We start from the raw sequence: 16,346 nt of genomic DNA on the forward strand, positions 1-16,346 counted from the left end.
TGATGATTGGCTGGCCGGACGCTATCGCGAGCAGGCTCACTCCTACAGGGGGATATCAATAGCCGTGCGATTCGCGGAATTTCTGGTAATCGTGAAAGTCGATCCACTCGACCACGTCGTAAGGCAGGTACAGCTGTTGTCGGGCGCGGGAGATGGCGATGTAGACGGCACAGATGCGCTGATCGAACTCATAGGCGTCCTTGAATTTCTCATTGCTGAGCAAGGCCCGCGTCAACAGCACCCGCTTGAACTCCATGCCACCGGCCCGTTCGGCCATCATCAACAGGCAGGCCTTGCCTGGGTCGATGATCTTCTGGCTCAGTCGAGTCAGGTCGGCAATCATGAAGCCTTCTTGCAGTTGCGCTTCGATCCACAAAAACGCCTCGTCGAAACGATGGGTCTCACGCACCTGCTGCCAGTCGGCGATGTCGCTGAAAAACGGGTGCGGCCCTTTCTCGCTGGACCCGGCGCTGTAGAAATCGCGGCGGAACAGCTCGATGGCGGTGGTCATGAAATGCTTGATGTCCTCTTGAGCTTCCCTGTCAGGGAAACTGAAGGCGCAATTGCAATCGTGCAGGTGAATGGCCCACATCATCGTGTCCCACGGTGACGCAGTCAGCACCACGCAACCCTCCGGCGGCACGAAGGCCTGCGGGTAGTACTCGATATCGACGTCCGCATGGCGAGCACCTTCAAACGGCACTTTGCTCTTCTGCGTGTGGCGCGAAATCAGCGGGTTGACCAGGCGCTCGACGTTGCGTCCCGAGCGCACCGAATAGCAGATATCACTCTGGCGGACCTCACGCTTGCGCTTGAGCGGCTCGCCCTTGGCCTGCTGATATTCATCGCCGAGGGTGATCAGCACCTGCTGCCCGCGTTCGATGATCTGCAGCAGCGACGCCGGCACATCCTGGCTTTCGTCGATGATCACATGGGTGTAGCGCGGCGGGACGCGGCAACCGGCCAGACTGGCGCGCTTGATCATCAACAACGTCTGAAAACCGCTCTGGCTGGCCCAGGCCGGGTTGGCCTCCAGATACACCCACAGGCGACTGGAATACTCCAGCAGCGCCTGCGAGTCTGCGGCGGTCAAGGGCTGCTGGAAATGGGGCAGATGCCTGGCGGACAGCGTGTGGTCTCTTGACGCGCAATACAGCTCCAGCACGCGCAGACAGACCTCGAGCGTGCCCGGGCCATCATGGTGGCGGAAACCAAAAATATTCAGTTCCTGCGCCAGCGCCTGCTTGCTCGGGATCCGTGCTGGCGTCCCGGCCCTGTGCATCCGTGGGCCAAGCAACTGGGCCTGGGCAAAGTCGAAAAACGTCTGACCGATCTCGGTGTTGTGCACTTGCGTGATGTGTTTGCGCAACGTCTTCAGTTTCGCCGGGGTGCGCGCCAGCACCAGGGTGCGTTTCGAGCGCAGGCATTCGATCAGCGCACTGAGCATGTAACTCTTGCCGATGCCCGCATAGCCCTGCACGTGCAGGTCTTCGTCGAGATTGGCGCGAAAGGTCCGCAGCAGCTTGTCCTGCGCGGCGCTTAACCAGTGCTCACGCTCACGAGGCGTGACCATTTGCTGACTGAACGGGTTGTTCTGTTTCTGATGGCGAATCTTGTAGTCGACATCCCATTGCCCGTCGGGCAACAGGTATTCCTGCGCAGTGACTTCGTCGGCCATGAGAAACCGCAGGTTCAGGCCTTTGAGCGCATTGAGGCCGAAATACAGTTTGCGCGAATCGAACAATCGCCGCGCCTCTGAAATCAGTCCCGTCGATCCAGAGCGCCGGGAGGTGACGGACCAGTCAATGAGTCTGGCGAGAATTTTCTCTGCCGCGCTGGCGCTCAAATCCGGTTCCGTGGCCTGGGCGAGGTTCTGGATAACCAGCACCGCCGCCAGTTCCGGGTCAGTCAGGTCGGCCAGTGCCGCTTCACCCTCGGGCTGCAACAACGCCGTACATGCATCATGGGTAATCGGTAGAAGTACCGGGGTGGCCAAATCAAAATGTTCCGGGTGCATACAACCTCGCCGCCTGGGCTTTGACACAACACCAGATCAGTCCTGGTCATTCTCGTCGCGCAGTTCATGGGTGGGAGGCAAGCATCCCTCACTGCCGGCCTCGGGGTGGATCCGCAGCTCGAAGGAGTAGTCGCCCAGCGTGCCGGACATGCCGCGTCGAGCTGCGCAGTCAGTCATCGAGCCCGCATCGATCTGTGCCTGCACTTCGTAGAGCGCCATTTCCAGCAGTTTGCGCAAGTGTTCAGGGCTTTGAGCGCTGGCGTGCAATTGCAGGTCGTACTGGCCGGCCCTCGGTTCAGCGGCGGGCTGGTCCTGCACCGCGACCGGCTGCGCCGTTTCTTCGACCGCGTTGAACACGGTCGAAGCCGCCAGAATCGCGGCGTGCTCTTCATCCATCAGGTCGAGCAAGCGCGACAGCTCCAGGGTTCGCTCGGGCTGTTCCCGCATCTGTTCCTTGACTTCCAGACGACGCAACTGCCATTCGCGCAGTTTTTCCCGAGTCAGATCGTCAATTTCACCCACTTGCCTTACCTCTCGATGCCAGGCGAGGGAGTATGCCACTGTTCAGCTTCGACAGCCGCACGGCCAACGGGACGCTGCGCTGCTGATCTGAGCGTTTCTGATAGCGGATCAACGCCAAAAGCCAAATCACAGGCATAAAAAAACCGCAGTGGGCGAAACCCATGCAGTTCTGTCTGAAGCCTTCGATGGTTCGTTAAGGTGGTGCCCCCACCAGCCACACCCCGGCACACAATGTTCCCGCTGTGGCTGCTTCCTTCCGGATCTGACCAGGTTCACGGGTAATCGTTGCGGGGGGACCGATGGGGTCACCATAACGACGCTTGCCTGTCGGCGAGCCGCGCCATTGTACCTGTCTGAGATGAAGTTACAACCGTTGGTTGCAGATTAAAAATATGAACGGGTTCAAGGACATAAAGATCGCAGCCTTCGGCGGCTCCTACAGGGCCAGAACTTCGTCTGCACGACCGCCCGCCTGCTGGATCACCAGATGAATGAAGTGCAGCTTGGCGATCGCCGCGGCCGGCAGTACGAACGGATAGAAATCCGGCTGGCCCATGCTGCGCGACAGTTCGTTGAGCATGCCGGCCAGTTCGATCCATGCGTTGACGAATGACAGGAACGCGCTCCCGCCGGGGTGCTCCGGGTCGTACAGGGTGCTGGTCGGAAACGGCTGGTAATCGAAGTCCATTTCCCGCGCGCTCATGCCGAAACCCAGCGCAGTGTCTACGGCGTCCATCATGTGCAGGTAATGCGCCCAGGTTTCCGCCCAGTCTTCCCACGGGTGCATGGTCGCGTAGGCACTGACGTAATGCTGCGGCCAGTCCAGCGGTGCGCCTTGCTGATAATGCCGGTCCAGCGCCTCGGCGTAACTGGCGCGCTCGTCGCCGAACAGGTTGCGGAATGCGCCGAGCCAGGGGCCGTTGGCGATCAGGCGATCCCAGTAATAGTGCCCGACCTCATGGCGAAAATGCCCGAGCAGCGTGCGATAGGGCTCGTGCATCTGCGCCCTGACCTGCTCGCGATGGGCATCGTCGGCTTCCTGGATGTCGAGAGTGATCAGACCGTTGGCATGACCGGTCATTGGTGCGTTGCCTTGCAGGTCGACTCCGATGAAGTCGAACGCCAGCCCGGTTTCTTCATCCACGGTTTTCGCGATCACCGGCAGGCCGAGGGTGATCAATTGCGCGACCAGTCGACGCTTGGCGATCTCGACCTTGCGCCAGCGCTCGGGGTTTTCCGGGACGGACAGGTCGGGGATGGTGCGGTTGAGGCTGCAAGCGATGCACAAGGTGTCGTGATCGTTGGCCGGCAGCAGCCAGTTGCAGGCGGCGGGCATGTCGAGGTTGGCGCAGCGGCGGAACAGGCCGGCGTCGGGATCGACGTCGAGTGTCCAGGTGCCCTCTTCCGGCCCAGGCTGCAGCGAGGTCAGGCGACTTTGTTCAGGTTGATAACCGAGCAAGGCGTTACAGGCCAGGCACTGACTGTTGCGAAAGAACAGCGACTGGCCACAACGGCACGGCCAGACTTTGCTGTTGCGTGAGGATCCGGCCACGAACGGCGCGATGATGCGGGAACTGAGCTGCTCGAAAAAGCGGTGCATGGCGATCTCTCCCTGGGACTGGCCAAGACTAGATCATCCTCAAGACAACATCGTTCCCGAATACCGCGCGCTACCCGATGACACCGCCGTTGGGGCGAGGGAGCTTGCTCCCGCTCGGTCGCAAATCCATCATCCGCGGTTTGCCTGCAAGGGTTTGGGGCTGCTCCGCAGCCCAGCGGGAGCAAGCTCCCTCGCCACAAGAGCGGCGCATCCCTTACACAGTGACGCCGTGGGTTTTGAGGAAGGCGATAAACGCTTCTTCGTCCATGACCTTGACCCCGAGTTCATTGGCCTTGGTCAGTTTCGAGCCGGCACCGGGGCCTGCGACCACGCAATGGGTTTTCGCCGACACGGAACCGGCAACCTTGGCACCAAGGCTTTCCAGATGATCCTTGGCCACATCCCGGCTCATCAGTTCGACCTTGCCGGTCAGCACCCAGGTTTCGCCGGACAATGGCAAACCTTCAACGACTTTCTTCTCGCTCTGCCAATGCATGCCGAAATTGCGCAGTTGTTGCTCAGACTGCTCGGCGAGTTGGCGATTCTCGGGCGAGGCGAAGAACTCGCGCACCGAGTTGGCCTGCTTCTCCGGCAGCGCCTGACGCATGTCCAGCCAGTCAGCGTTCATCACCGCTTCCAGCGAACCAAAGCGGTCCGCCAGTTTCTGTGCACCACCGGGGCCGACGAAAGGAATGTGCAGCTTGTCGAGCAAGCCGCCCAGCGTGGTACTGGCGGCGAACTCCGCGCCCAACTCCCCTTGGTCCTGAATCTGCAAACCATGGCCGAGCAATTCGCTGATGACCTGCTGGTTGTGCGCATCCTCGAAGAAGCTGTGAATCTCGTGCGCCACTTCCAGACCGACATCCGGCAGGTAGGTCAGCACGTGCGGCAAGGCCTGTTGCACGCGCTCCAGCGAACCCAGAGAACGTGCCAGCACCTTGGCTGTTTCTTCGCCGACATCGGGAATGCCGAGGGCGTAGATGAAACGTGCCAGGCTCGGTTGCTTGCTGTCTTCGATGGCTTTCAGCAGCTTGTTGCTCGAGACTTCGGCAAAGCCTTCCAGATCGACGATGTCATCGAACTTCAGCGCATACAGATCGGCTGGCGAACTGACCAGACCTTCGTCGACCAGTTGCTCGACGCTTTTGTCGCCCAGACCTTCGATGTCCATGGCCCGGCGCGAAACGAAGTGAATGATCGCCTGCTTGAGTTGCGCGCCACAGGCCAATCGGCCGACGCAGCGATACACCGCGCCTTCGCTGAAGGTTTCCTTGCCCTTGCTGCGCTTGACCAGTTGCGTGCGTTCGACATGCGAGCCGCACACCGGGCAGCTTTCAGGGATGGCGACCGGGCGCGCGTTATCAGGACGACGCTCGGTGACCACCTGCACCACTTGCGGAATCACATCGCCGGCGCGGCGAATGATCACCGTGTCGCCGATCATCAGGCCCAGACGTGCCACTTCGTCCATGTTGTGCAATGTGGCGTTGGCCACGGTGACGCCGGCGACTTTCACCGGTTTCAGACGCGCCACCGGAGTCACCGCACCGGTGCGGCCGACCTGGAATTCAACGTCGAGCAGCTCGGTGAGTTCTTCCATCGCCGGGAATTTATGCGCGATCGCCCAGCGCGGTTCGCGGGCGCGGAAGCCCAGTTCACGCTGGTCGGCAATGCTGTTGACCTTGAACACCACGCCGTCGATTTCATAAGCGAGTGCATTACGCCGTGCGCCGATGTCGTGGTAGTACTCCAGGCACTCGTCGATGCCCTTGGCCAGCTTCAGTTCGTGACTGATCGGCATGCCCCACTTCTGCAACTGCTTGAGGTTGCCGATGTGGGTGTCGGAAATGTCGTGGGACACCTGACCGATGCCGTAGCAGCAGAATTCCAGCGGCCGGTTGGCGGTGATCTTCGAATCGAGCTGGCGCAGACTGCCCGCAGCAGCGTTGCGCGGGTTGGCGAAGGTCTTGCCGCCGATCTCCAGTTGCGAGGCGTTGAGTCGCTCGAAACCGGCCTTGGACATGAACACTTCACCGCGCACTTCCAGCGTCGCCGGCCAGCCGTCGCCATGCAGCTTCAGAGGAATGTTGCGCACCGTGCGCACGTTGACACTGATGTCTTCGCCAGTGGTGCCATCGCCTCGGGTGGCACCCCGCACCAGCAGACCGTCCTGATACAGCAGGCTGACCGCCAGGCCATCGAGCTTCGGCTCGCAGCTGTATTCCACCGCCGCGCCGCCACCAAACAGATCGCCAGCCGGCACGTCGAGGCCTTCGTTGACCCGGCGATCGAACTCGCGCATGTCGGATTCTTCGAAGGCGTTGCCGAGGCTGAGCATCGGAATTTCGTGACGCACCTGAGTGAACGCAGTCAGCGCCATGCTGCCGACGCGCTGGGTCGGCGAGTCGCTGGTGATCAGTTCCGGGTTGGCTGCTTCCAGTGCCTTGAGCTCGTGGAACAAGCGGTCGTACTCGGCGTCCGGAATGCTCGGTTCGTCGAGAACATGGTAGCGATAGTTGTGCTGATCCAGCTCAGCGCGCAGCTCTAGAATGCGGGTTTTGGCGGCGGTCATGGGTGTTCTCTCACAAAGCAAAAGAGCAGCCGAGGCTGCTCCAGTGTCTAATCATAGTCGCTCAAGGTGGTAGACCTTGTGGCGAGGGAGCTTGCTCCCGCTCGGTGGCGAAGCCGCCGTAAATTTGGGGTCGCTTCGCAACCCAGCGGGAGCAAGCTCCCTCGCCACAACTGCGCTCTGGCCTTAGCGCTTCTGGGTCAATGCGCGGCGTTCGAACTCGACGATGCGCTGACGGTAGTGCTCGATCGTCTGCGCGGTCAGCACGCTGCGCTGGTCATCTTTCAGTTCGCCGTTCAGCTCCTGGGACAGCTTGCGTGCTGCCGCGACCATAACGTCGAAAGCCTGTTTCGGATGACGCGGGCCTGGCAGACCGAGGAAGAAGCTCACCGCCGGAGTGCTGAAATGGTCGATGTCGTCCAGATCGAAAATGCCCGGCTTGACCGCGTTGGCCATGGAGAACAGCACTTCACCGTTGCCAGCCATGCTTTCGTGGCGGTGGAAAATATCCATCTCGCCAAAACGCAGACCGCTTTCGAGAATGTTCTGCAGCAGCGCCGGGCCCTTGAAGCCAGCCGGGTCGCGGCAGATCACGCTGATCACCAGGACCTCTTCGGCTTGCGGCTGATCTTTTTCCGCCACAGCCGGTGCAGGCTTGCTGTCTTCGGCGAAATCGTCATCACGACTGCTGAAGCTCGGACCGCCGTCCAGATCGAGGTCGAGGTTCAGGTCGCCCTGCGCCGGGCCATTGCTGCCGCGCTTGCCACGTTTCGAACCGGATTCACGCGGCTCGCGGGCTTCACGGTTGGGCATGCTCACCGACGGCAGATCGTGCTCGTCCAGTTGCGGCTCCTTGTGCGTGTCCAGCACGCGGGCCGGGCCCAACAGCTCGGCGCTGGTGTCCTCGTCCGGCAGATTGGACAGGCTCCGGTCGAGACGGAATTTCAGCTTTCCCTTGCCGCCGCGCATACGGCGCCAGCCATCGAAAAGAATACCGGCTATCACAATGATGCCGATGACGATCAGCCACTCGCGCAGACCGATTTCCATGTAATCCCGTGCCTCTATAAAAAATGCTGAAAAATAAGGGGTTTACACTGCGTAAACCGCTTTAAAACGTGGCGCCAACTCTATGTTCTGACAGGCGTTTTGCCCACGTATACGAAAAATTGACATTAAACTAGCACGATCAAAGGCTTCGCAGCTACAAGCTTTAAGCTCCAAGCCACAAGCCGTCCACCTGCAGCCTGGAGCTTGTCACTTGCAGCACCGCCGCTAGGCGTCCACCATCGCCATCGCCTCCTCGACATCCACCGCCACCAGCCGCGAACAACCCGGTTCATGCATGGTCACGCCCATCAACTGCTCGGCCATTTCCATGGCGATCTTGTTGTGGGTGATGTAGATGAACTGCACGGTCTGCGACATCTCTTTGACCAGCCGTGCGTAGCGTCCAACGTTAGCGTCATCCAGTGGCGCGTCAACCTCGTCGAGCATGCAGAACGGCGCCGGATTCAACTTGAAGATGGCAAAAACCAGGGCCAGTGCCGTCAGGGCTTTTTCGCCACCGGAGAGCAAATGGATGGTGCTGTTCTTCTTCCCGGGCGGCTGCGCCATGATCGTCACCCCTGTATCGAGTAGATCTTCGCCCGTCAGTTCCAAATACGCCCGTCCACCACCGAAAACTTTTGGAAAAAGTGCCTGTAATCCACCGTTGATCTGATCAAAGGTATCTTTGAAACGATTGCGGGTTTCCTTGTCGATCTTGCGAATGACGTTTTCCAGGGTCTCCAACGCCTCGACCAGATCGGCGTCCTGCGCATCCAGATAACGTTTACGCTCCGATTGTTGCGTGTATTCATCGATGGCCGCGAGGTTGATCGCGCCCAGGCGCTGAATCCGCGCGTTGATGCGTTCGAGTTCTTCTTCGGCTTCGCGTTCACTGGCTTGCGCCGTCAATGTCGCGAGCACGCCGTTGAGATCGTAGCCATCTTCAAGCAATTGGTCCTGCAAGGCCTTGCGGCGCACGGTCAGGGCTTGCCACTCCATGCGCTGCTGTTCGAGCTGGCCGCGAATCAGCTGCGATTGCTGTTCGGCCTGGGTCCGGCGTTTTTCCGCATCGCGCAATTCGCGATCGGCGTCTTCCAGGGCGATCTGCGCAGTCTTGAGTTCTTCGTCGACGGTCATGCGCTTGTCGAGCAACTCTTCGAGTTTGAGGCGCAGCTCTTCCAGCGGCGCCTCGCCCTCCTCCAGATTCAGACTCAACTGTTCGCGCTTCTCAGTCAGGCGCTCGGCCTGCATTTCCAGACGCTCCAGCGCCTGACGCGTGGAGTCATGCTGGGCGCGCAACGAGCCGAGACGCACGGCCAGTTGATGGGCGTGATCCTTGTGCTGCCGCGCTTCCTGACGCACGCGATCAAGGCGCTCGCGCAGGCTGTCGCGCTGGGCCAGCAGTAACTCGCGCTGTTCGGTGTCCAGCGCCATGGCGTCCAGCGCTTCCTGCAAATTCATGCGCGCTTCGCCGACCTGTTCGTGCTCAAGCTCGCGCTGTTCGGCGAGTTCGACCAGTTCTTCATCAAGACGGGTGCGACGCAATGTCAGCTGTTCGGCCTTGGCTTTGCCGGCGGACAGCTGCGCTTTCAATTCGCCTTGCTGGCGCGCTTCGTCTTGCAGCAAACGACGCAAATGTTCGCGGCCGTTTTCCTGCTGGCGCTGTTGCGCACGCAAGGTTTGCAGACGGGTTTCCATGGCCTCGACCGTGGCTTCGCGTTCTTCGCGCTCCAGTTGCAGGTCTTCGATTTCCTGGCCACGGGCGAGCATGCCGCTTTCCGCTTCGCTGGCGCGACGTACACGCAAGAAGTGCCGACCGACCCAATAGCCATCGCGACTGATCAGGCTTTGCCCGGCACTCAACTGACCGCGCAACGCCAGCGCTTGCTCAAGGCTGTCGACCGGTTTGACCTGACCAAGCCACGGCGACAGATCGATCTGCGCCTCGACTTTATCCAACAGGCTGCCCGCCACTCGCACGCCATCGCTGGCCGGGCTGAGCAGACGCAAATCGCCTTGGGTGAAACCGGACAAATCAAAACCGCTGAAGTCGTCGACCAGCACCGCTTGCAGATCGGCGCCAAGCACGGTTTCCACCGCCAGCTCCCAACCCGCCTCGACCTTCAGGCCTTCGGCCAGACGCGGACGCTCGGCGAGGTTGTGTTCCTTCAACCATTCGGCGGTGCCGGTGCCCGGGTCGAGCGCGGCCTGCTGCAAGGCTTCCAGCGATGCCAAACGCCCGTTGAGCCGCTGCAGATCGCCCTGCGCCTGCTGCTGGGCGGTCAACGCCTGCTGCAATTCCTGACGCAGTTGTTCGAGCTTTTCGACCTGCGCTTCTTCGCTGGTCTGCAAATCTTCCAGGGTCGCTTCGGACTCGGCGAGCTGCTCGTTGAGCGCCATGATCGCCGCATCTTCCGGATCGGCTGATAGCAACGCACGTTCTTCGCCGAGGCGTTTCTGCCGGTCGGCCAAGCGCTCCATGCTGCTTTCCAGCTGCTGGATCCGCGACTGTTGCACTTCGGCCTGACGGCGCGGTTCGGCAGCCGTCAGGTTGAAGGCGTCCCACTGCTCCTGCCAGCCGTGCATGGTGGTTTCGGCTTCTTCAAGCGCAGCGGCGGCTTCTTCGGCGGCGGCGCTGGTGACTTCCTGCTCGGGGGTGAGCATGTCCAGCTCTTCACCGAGAGTCAGCAGCAAGGTGCGGTCGTGGCCCAGGTGCGATTCGGTTTCCAGACGCGCGCGTTCGGCTTCTTTCAGATCGTCCTGCAACTGGCGCAGACGCTGCTGGCCGTGCTGAATGCTCTGCTCGACCCGGGCGATGTCACCGCCGACCGAATAGAAACGTCCCTGCACCAGATTGAAGCGCTCGGACAAATCGTGGTGACCGTCGCGCAGGCGTTCAATGGCCGCGTCGGCGTTACGCTGCTCGGCGACCAACGCTTCGAAGCTGACTTCCTGGTTGCCAATGATCGACTCGCGCTGGCCGACCTGCTCGTTGAGATCCTGCCAGCGCAGGGCCGACAGTTGCGCCTTGAGCTGACGCTCTTCGGCCTTGAGTTCCTGGTACTTCTTCGCCGCCTCGGCCTGACGGTGCAGACGTTCGAGCTGGCGCTCCAGCTCTTCGCGCAGGTCGGTCAGGCGTGCGAGGTTCTCGTGGGTGCGGCGGATGCGGTTTTCGGTTTCGCGGCGGCGCTCTTTATATTTCGAGATGCCGGCGGCTTCTTCGATGAAGTTACGCAGGTCTTCAGGCTTGGACTCGATCAGCTTGGAGATCATCCCCTGTTCGATGATCGAGTAGCTGCGCGGGCCGAGGCCGGTGCCGAGGAAGATATCGGTGATGTCGCGCCGACGGCATTTGGTGCCGTTGAGGTAATAAGTGGTCTGGCTGTCGCGGGTGACTTTGCGGCGGATGGAAATTTCCGCGTAGGCGGCGTATTCGCCGAGCAGCGTGCCGTCGGAGTTATCGAACACCAGCTCGATGCTCGCCTGACTCACCGGTTTACGGCTGGTCGAGCCGTTGAAGATGACGTCGGTCATCGACTCGCCACGCAGGTTCTTCGCCGAACTTTCGCCCATCACCCAGCGCACGGCGTCGATGATGTTCGACTTGCCGCAACCGTTCGGCCCGACGACCGCCGCCATGTTACTGGGGAAGTTCACCGTGGTCGGGTCGACGAAGGACTTGAACCCCGCCAGTTTGATGCACTTTAGCCGCACGCTCAGGCAACCGTCAGCGCAGACACCACCAGATCGCAGCTGCGCTGGGCGTACGCCGTGAGCACGATGCGGATCTGCGGCAAATCACGGGCGAGCACGGCAGCGAGCAAGCGTTCGAACAGCTCAAGGAACTCGCTCATCTCCGCTTTGCGCTGTTCGAGGGCGAGAAAGTAGGCGCGGCTCATCGCCGGCTGGAGGTTCTCGACGGTTTCCTGCAGATACGGATTGTTGGCAAACGGATAGGCGGCGCGCATCACCGCGAAGCTGTCGTCGACGAAGCTGCGGATATCGCCGCGCTCGTAATTGGCGGTAAGGCGCTGCTGGATCTGCACGAACGGCGCCATGTCCGACTGCACTTGCCAGCCGTTGGCCACGGAATTGCCGAGCAGGATGTACAGCTCGCTCATCAGCGTGCACAGGCTCTGCACCTTGTGCGGCGTCAGCTCGGTAACGTGGGCGCCACGACGTGGCAGGATCGCGATCAGGTGACGGCGCTCAAGGATCAGCAAGGCTTCGCGGACCGAACCGCGGCTGACGTTGAGCGCCAGTGTGACCTTCTGTTCCTGGATGCGCTCTCCCGGCTTCATTTCGCCACGAATGATGCGTTCGGCGAGGTGGTGAGCGATTTGCTCGGCGAGGCTGTCCGGCGCCTTGAACGTCATGGTTGTCCTTCAAACTCTATCGATCTGCACAAGCGGCGCAGTGTAGCGCAAATGCACGGTCATGGCGGAGTGCCCACTCAGCGGTTTTTGGCACGAATCCCGCAAAAAAGCGCGGTGACCGATGAAGGTCAATACTGAATAGACACGCTGTTGATCGACGAAACGGATTTTCCTGACCTTTAAGTCAGAAAACCATTGACCGAAAAGTCAGACCTGCTAAATTCGGTCCACGTCGGTTAACAACAATAATGAGTCTGCGAGGCCTTCCGTGATCCAGTTTTTACTTAACCAGGAACTCCGTAGCGAGCACGCCCTGGACCCGAATCTGACTGTGCTCAACTACCTGCGCGAACACGTGGGCAAGCCCGGCACCAAAGAAGGTTGCGCCAGCGGCGACTGCGGCGCCTGCACCGTGGTGGTTGGCGAGTTGCAGACCGATGACACGGGGCGTGAACACATCCGCTATCGCAGCCTCAATTCGTGCCTGACTTTCGTCTCGTCCTTGCACGGCAAGCAACTGATCAGCGTCGAAGACCTCAAGCACAAAGGCGAACTGCACAGCGTGCAGAAAGCCATGGTCGAGTGCCACGGTTCACAGTGCGGCTTCTGCACCCCCGGTTTCGTCATGTCGCTTTTCGCCCTGCAAAAGAACAACGATGCCCCGGATCAGGCCAAGGCCCACGAAGCGCTGGCCGGCAACCTCTGCCGCTGCACCGGCTACCGGCCAATCCTCGCCGCCGCCGAACAATCCTGCTGCGCCAAACCAGCGGATCAGTTCGACGCCCGTGAAGCCGAAACCATCGCCCGCCTCAAGTCCATCGCGCCGACCGATATCGGAGAACTCAACAGCGGCGACAAGCGTTGCCTGGTGCCGCTGACCGTCGCTGATCTGGCCGATCTCTATGATGCTTACCCACAAGCCCGGCTGCTCGCTGGCGGCACCGATCTGGCGCTGGAAGTCACCCAGTTCCACCGCACCCTGCCGGTGATGATCTACGTCGGCAACGTCGCCGAAATGAAGCGCATCGAGACCTTCGCCGACCGCATCGAAATCGGCGCCGCCACTGCCCTCTCCGACTGCTACGAAGCGTTGAACGCCGAGTACCCGGACTTCGGCGAACTGCTGCACCGCTTCGCCTCGTTGCAGATCCGTAACCAGGGCACCCTCGGCGGCAACATCGGCAACGCCTCGCCGATTGGTGACTCGCCACCGCTGCTGATTGCCCTCGGCGCGCAGATCGTGCTGTGCAAAGGCGAAACCCGCCGCACCCTGAACCTGGAAGATTACTTCATCGACTACCGCGTCACCGCGCGCCAGGAAAGCGAATTCATCGAAAAAATCATCGTCCCGCGCGCCAGCGCCGAGCAGTTGTTCCGCGCCTATAAAGTGTCGAAGCGTCTGGACGACGATATCTCCGCCGTCTGCGCCGCGTTCAACCTGCGCGTGGAAAACGGGGTGATCGCCGACGCCCGCGTGGCCTTCGGCGGCATGGCGGCGATCCCCAAACGGGCCGCGCATTGCGAAGCCGTGCTGCAAGGCGCGCCCTTCACCAACGCGGTGATCGAGCGTGCCTGCGCCGCGCTGGCCGAAGATTTCACACCGCTCTCGGACTTCCGCGCCAGCAAGGAATATCGCCTGCTCAGCGCGCAGAATCTGCTGCGCAAATACTTCATCGAACTGCAAACACCGCACATCGAGACTCGGGTGACCGCTTATGTCTAACCATCACGCCGTAGAGAAGACCCAGGCTGAGCTGGCCGAACTGTTCGCCCAGAACCTGACCACCGGTGTCGGCCGCAGCGTCAAGCACGACAGCGCCGCCAAGCATGTGTCCGGTGAAGCGCAGTACATCGATGATCGCCTGGAATTCCCCAACCAGTTGCACCTGTATGCACGCCTGTCGGACCGCGCCCACGCGAAAATCCTCAGCATCGACACGCAGCCGTGCTACGCCTTCGAAGGCGTGCGCATTGTCATTACCCACGAAGACGTGCCGGGGCTGAAAGACATCGGCCCGCTGATGCCGGGCGATCCGTTGCTGGCGATCGATGATGTGCAGTTCGTCGGCCAGCCGGTGCTGGCGGTCGCGGCGAAAGACTTGGAAACCGCCCGCAAAGCAGCGATGGCGGCGATCATCGAATACGAAGATCTCGAACCGGTGCTGGATGTCGTCGAAGCCCTGCGCAAACGTCACTTCGTGCTCGACAGCCACACCCACCAGCGCGGCGATTCGGCCTCGGCGCTGGCCACCGCAGAGCATCGCATTCAAGGCACGTTGCACATCGGCGGCCAGGAACATTTCTACCTGGAGACGCAAATCTCCTCAGTCATGCCCACCGAAGACGGCGGCATGATCGTCTATTGCTCGACGCAGAACCCGACCGAAGTACAGAAACTGGTCGCCGAAGTGCTCGACGTGTCGATGAACAAAATTGTCGTCGACATGCGCCGCATGGGCGGTGGTTTCGGCGGCAAGGAAACCCAGGCCGCGAGCCCGGCCTGCCTGTGCGCAGTGGTGGCGCACCTCACCGGCCAGCCGACCAAGATGCGCCTGCCGCGTGTCGAAGACATGCTGATGACCGGCAAACGTCACCCGTTCTACGTCGAGTACGACGTTGGTTTCGACAGCAGCGGGCGTCTGCACGGGATCAATATGGAGCTGGCCGGCAACTGCGGCTGCTCGCCGGATCTGTCCGCGTCGATCGTTGACCGGGCGATGTTCCACTCGGACAACTCGTACTACCTCGGCGATGCCACCATCAACGGTCACCGTTGCAAGACCAACACCGCGTCGAACACTGCTTATCGCGGCTTCGGTGGCCCGCAGGGCATGGTCGCCATCGAGGAAGTGATGGACGCGATTGCCCGGCACTTGAAGCTGGACCCGCTGGCGGTGCGCAAGGCCAACTACTACGGCAAGACCGAGCGCAACGTCACCCACTACTACCAGACCGTCGAGCACAACATGCTCGAAGAGATGACCGCCGAACTGGAAGAAAGCAGCCAGTACGCCGAGCGGCGTGAGGCGATCCGTCGCTACAACGCCAACAGCCCGATCCTGAAGAAAGGCCTGGCGCTGACCCCGGTGAAATTCGGGATTTCCTTCACGGCGAGTTTCCTCAATCAGGCCGGTGCGCTGATCCACATTTACACCGACGGCAGCATCCACCTGAATCATGGCGGCACGGAAATGGGCCAGGGCCTGAACACCAAAGTCGCCCAGGTCGTGGCGGAAGTGTTCCAGGTGGAAATCGACCGTGTGCAGATCACCGCGACCAACACCGACAAGGTGCCGAACACTTCGCCGACCGCTGCCTCCAGCGGCGCCGACCTGAACGGCAAAGCTGCGCAGAACGCAGCGCAGACCATCAAGCAACGCTTGATCGAGTTCGCCGCGCGGCACTACAAGGTCAGCGAAGAAGACGTCGAATTCCGCAACGGCCACGTGCGTGTGCGCGAGCAGATCCTGACGTTCGAAGCGCTGATCCAGCAGGCGTATTTCAATCAGGTCTCGCTGTCGAGCACCGGGTTCTACAAGACCCCGAAAATCTATTACGACCGCAGTCAGGCCCGTGGCCGTCCCTTCTACTACTTCGCTTTCGGCGCAGCCTGCTGCGAAGTGATCGTCGACACCCTGACCGGCGAATACAAGATGCTGCGCACCGACATCCTGCATGACGTCGGCGCCTCGCTGAACCCGTCGATCGATATCGGTCAGGTCGAGGGTGGCTTCATTCAAGGCATGGGCTGGCTGACCATGGAAGAGCTGGTCTGGAACAACAAGGGCAAGCTGATGACCAACGGCCCGGCCAGCTACAAGATCCCGGCCGTGGCGGACATGCCGCTCGATCTGCGGGTGAAACTGGTGGAAAACCGCAAGAACCCGGAAGACACGGTGTTCCATTCCAAGGCTGTCGGTGAACCGCCGTTCATGCTCGGCATCGCCGCGTGGTGCGCGATCAAGGATGCGGTGGCGAGCCTCGGTGATTATCAGCATCAGCCGAAAATCGACGCACCGGCCACGCCGGAGCGGGTGTTGTGGGGGTGTGAGCAGATGCGTCAGTTGAAGGCGGTAAAGGCTGTAGAAGCCGAGACCGAGCTGGCTCCGCTCTAGGACCGAGGCGCGGCCATTCGCGAGCAGGCGCGCTCCCACAGGGATATGCATTGCCATTGTGGGAGCGAGCCTGCTCGCGAAGAGGCCGGCATAGACA

9 protein-coding genes and 1 other RNA gene are annotated in these 16,346 nt (G+C 61.0%); 2 read left to right on the top strand and 8 right to left on the bottom strand.

From position 1 onward, the window contains the following. Window positions 1-55: 55 nt before the first annotated feature. The 8 genes from BLU71_RS12440 to BLU71_RS12475 form a co-directional block, all read right to left on the bottom strand. Complete coding sequence (locus BLU71_RS12440) at window positions 56-2,017, bottom strand: hypothetical protein (RefSeq protein WP_083353211.1); 1,962 nt, start codon at window positions 2,015-2,017, stop codon at window positions 56-58. Between the two features lie 36 nt (window positions 2,018-2,053). Continuing rightward, window positions 2,054-2,539 carry a hypothetical protein gene (locus BLU71_RS12445; RefSeq protein ID WP_197680940.1) on the bottom strand — a complete coding sequence of 162 codons (486 nt, stop codon included), beginning with the start codon at window positions 2,537-2,539 and terminating at the stop codon, window positions 2,054-2,056. Window positions 2,540-2,744: 205 nt separating this feature from the next. Then, window positions 2,745-2,841, bottom strand: an RNA gene (gene ffs, locus BLU71_RS12450) — signal recognition particle sRNA small type. 134 nt (window positions 2,842-2,975) lie between these two features. Further along, window positions 2,976-4,139, bottom strand: a complete 1,164-nt coding sequence (locus BLU71_RS12455) for a zinc-binding metallopeptidase family protein (RefSeq protein WP_042608430.1) — start codon at window positions 4,137-4,139, stop codon at window positions 2,976-2,978. A 214-nt stretch (window positions 4,140-4,353) separates the two neighbouring features. Further along, on the bottom strand, window positions 4,354-6,711 hold the full coding sequence (gene ligA / locus BLU71_RS12460; RefSeq protein ID WP_083353212.1) for an NAD-dependent DNA ligase LigA: 2,358 nt from the start codon (window positions 6,709-6,711) through the stop codon (window positions 4,354-4,356). Between the two features lie 183 nt (window positions 6,712-6,894). Beyond that, window positions 6,895-7,758 (bottom strand): cell division protein ZipA, encoded by an 864-nt coding sequence (gene zipA / locus BLU71_RS12465; RefSeq protein ID WP_041479106.1) that lies wholly within the window; start codon window positions 7,756-7,758, stop codon window positions 6,895-6,897. Between the two features lie 225 nt (window positions 7,759-7,983). Then, a complete protein-coding gene (gene smc, locus BLU71_RS12470; RefSeq protein ID WP_083353213.1) occupies window positions 7,984-11,472 on the bottom strand; it encodes a chromosome segregation protein SMC in 3,489 nt (1,162 codons plus the stop codon). Window positions 11,473-11,474: 2 nt separating this feature from the next. Beyond that, on the bottom strand, window positions 11,475-12,134 hold the full coding sequence (locus BLU71_RS12475) for a GntR family transcriptional regulator (RefSeq protein ID WP_039763015.1): 660 nt from the start codon (window positions 12,132-12,134) through the stop codon (window positions 11,475-11,477). A 268-nt stretch (window positions 12,135-12,402) separates the two neighbouring features. Here BLU71_RS12475 and xdhA point away from each other — a divergent pair, with 268 nt between their 5' ends. Both xdhA and xdhB read left to right on the top strand, forming a co-directional pair. Continuing rightward, on the top strand, window positions 12,403-13,857 hold the full coding sequence (gene xdhA / locus BLU71_RS12480; RefSeq protein WP_083353214.1) for a xanthine dehydrogenase small subunit: 1,455 nt from the start codon (window positions 12,403-12,405) through the stop codon (window positions 13,855-13,857). Then, window positions 13,850-16,249, top strand: coding sequence for a xanthine dehydrogenase molybdopterin binding subunit (xdhB, locus tag BLU71_RS12485; RefSeq protein ID WP_083353215.1), 2,400 nt, complete (start codon window positions 13,850-13,852; stop codon window positions 16,247-16,249). Before xdhA ends, xdhB begins: the two co-directional genes overlap by 8 nt. Window positions 16,250-16,346: the final 97 nt, after the last annotated feature.

It is taken from the genome of Pseudomonas moraviensis (assembly GCF_900105805.1).
In the GTDB taxonomy this organism is placed as follows: Bacteria; Pseudomonadota; Gammaproteobacteria; order Pseudomonadales; family Pseudomonadaceae; genus Aquipseudomonas; species Aquipseudomonas moraviensis_A.

Bases quoted from the DNA above. Each gene is read 5' to 3' on its own strand.
- BLU71_RS12440 (WP_083353211.1), bottom strand. From the start codon at position 2,017: ATGCACCCGGAACATTTTGATTTGGCCACCCCGGTACTTCTACCGATT.
- BLU71_RS12455 (WP_042608430.1), bottom strand. From the start codon at position 4,139: ATGCACCGCTTTTTCGAGCAGCTCAGTTCCCGCATCATCGCGCCGTTC.
- ligA (WP_083353212.1), bottom strand. From the start codon at position 6,711: ATGACCGCCGCCAAAACCCGCATTCTAGAGCTGCGCGCTGAGCTGGAT.
- zipA (WP_041479106.1), bottom strand. From the start codon at position 7,758: ATGGAAATCGGTCTGCGCGAGTGGCTGATCGTCATCGGCATCATTGTG.
- BLU71_RS12475 (WP_039763015.1), bottom strand. From the start codon at position 12,134: ATGACGTTCAAGGCGCCGGACAGCCTCGCCGAGCAAATCGCTCACCAC.
- xdhB (WP_083353215.1), top strand. From the start codon at position 13,850: ATGTCTAACCATCACGCCGTAGAGAAGACCCAGGCTGAGCTGGCCGAA.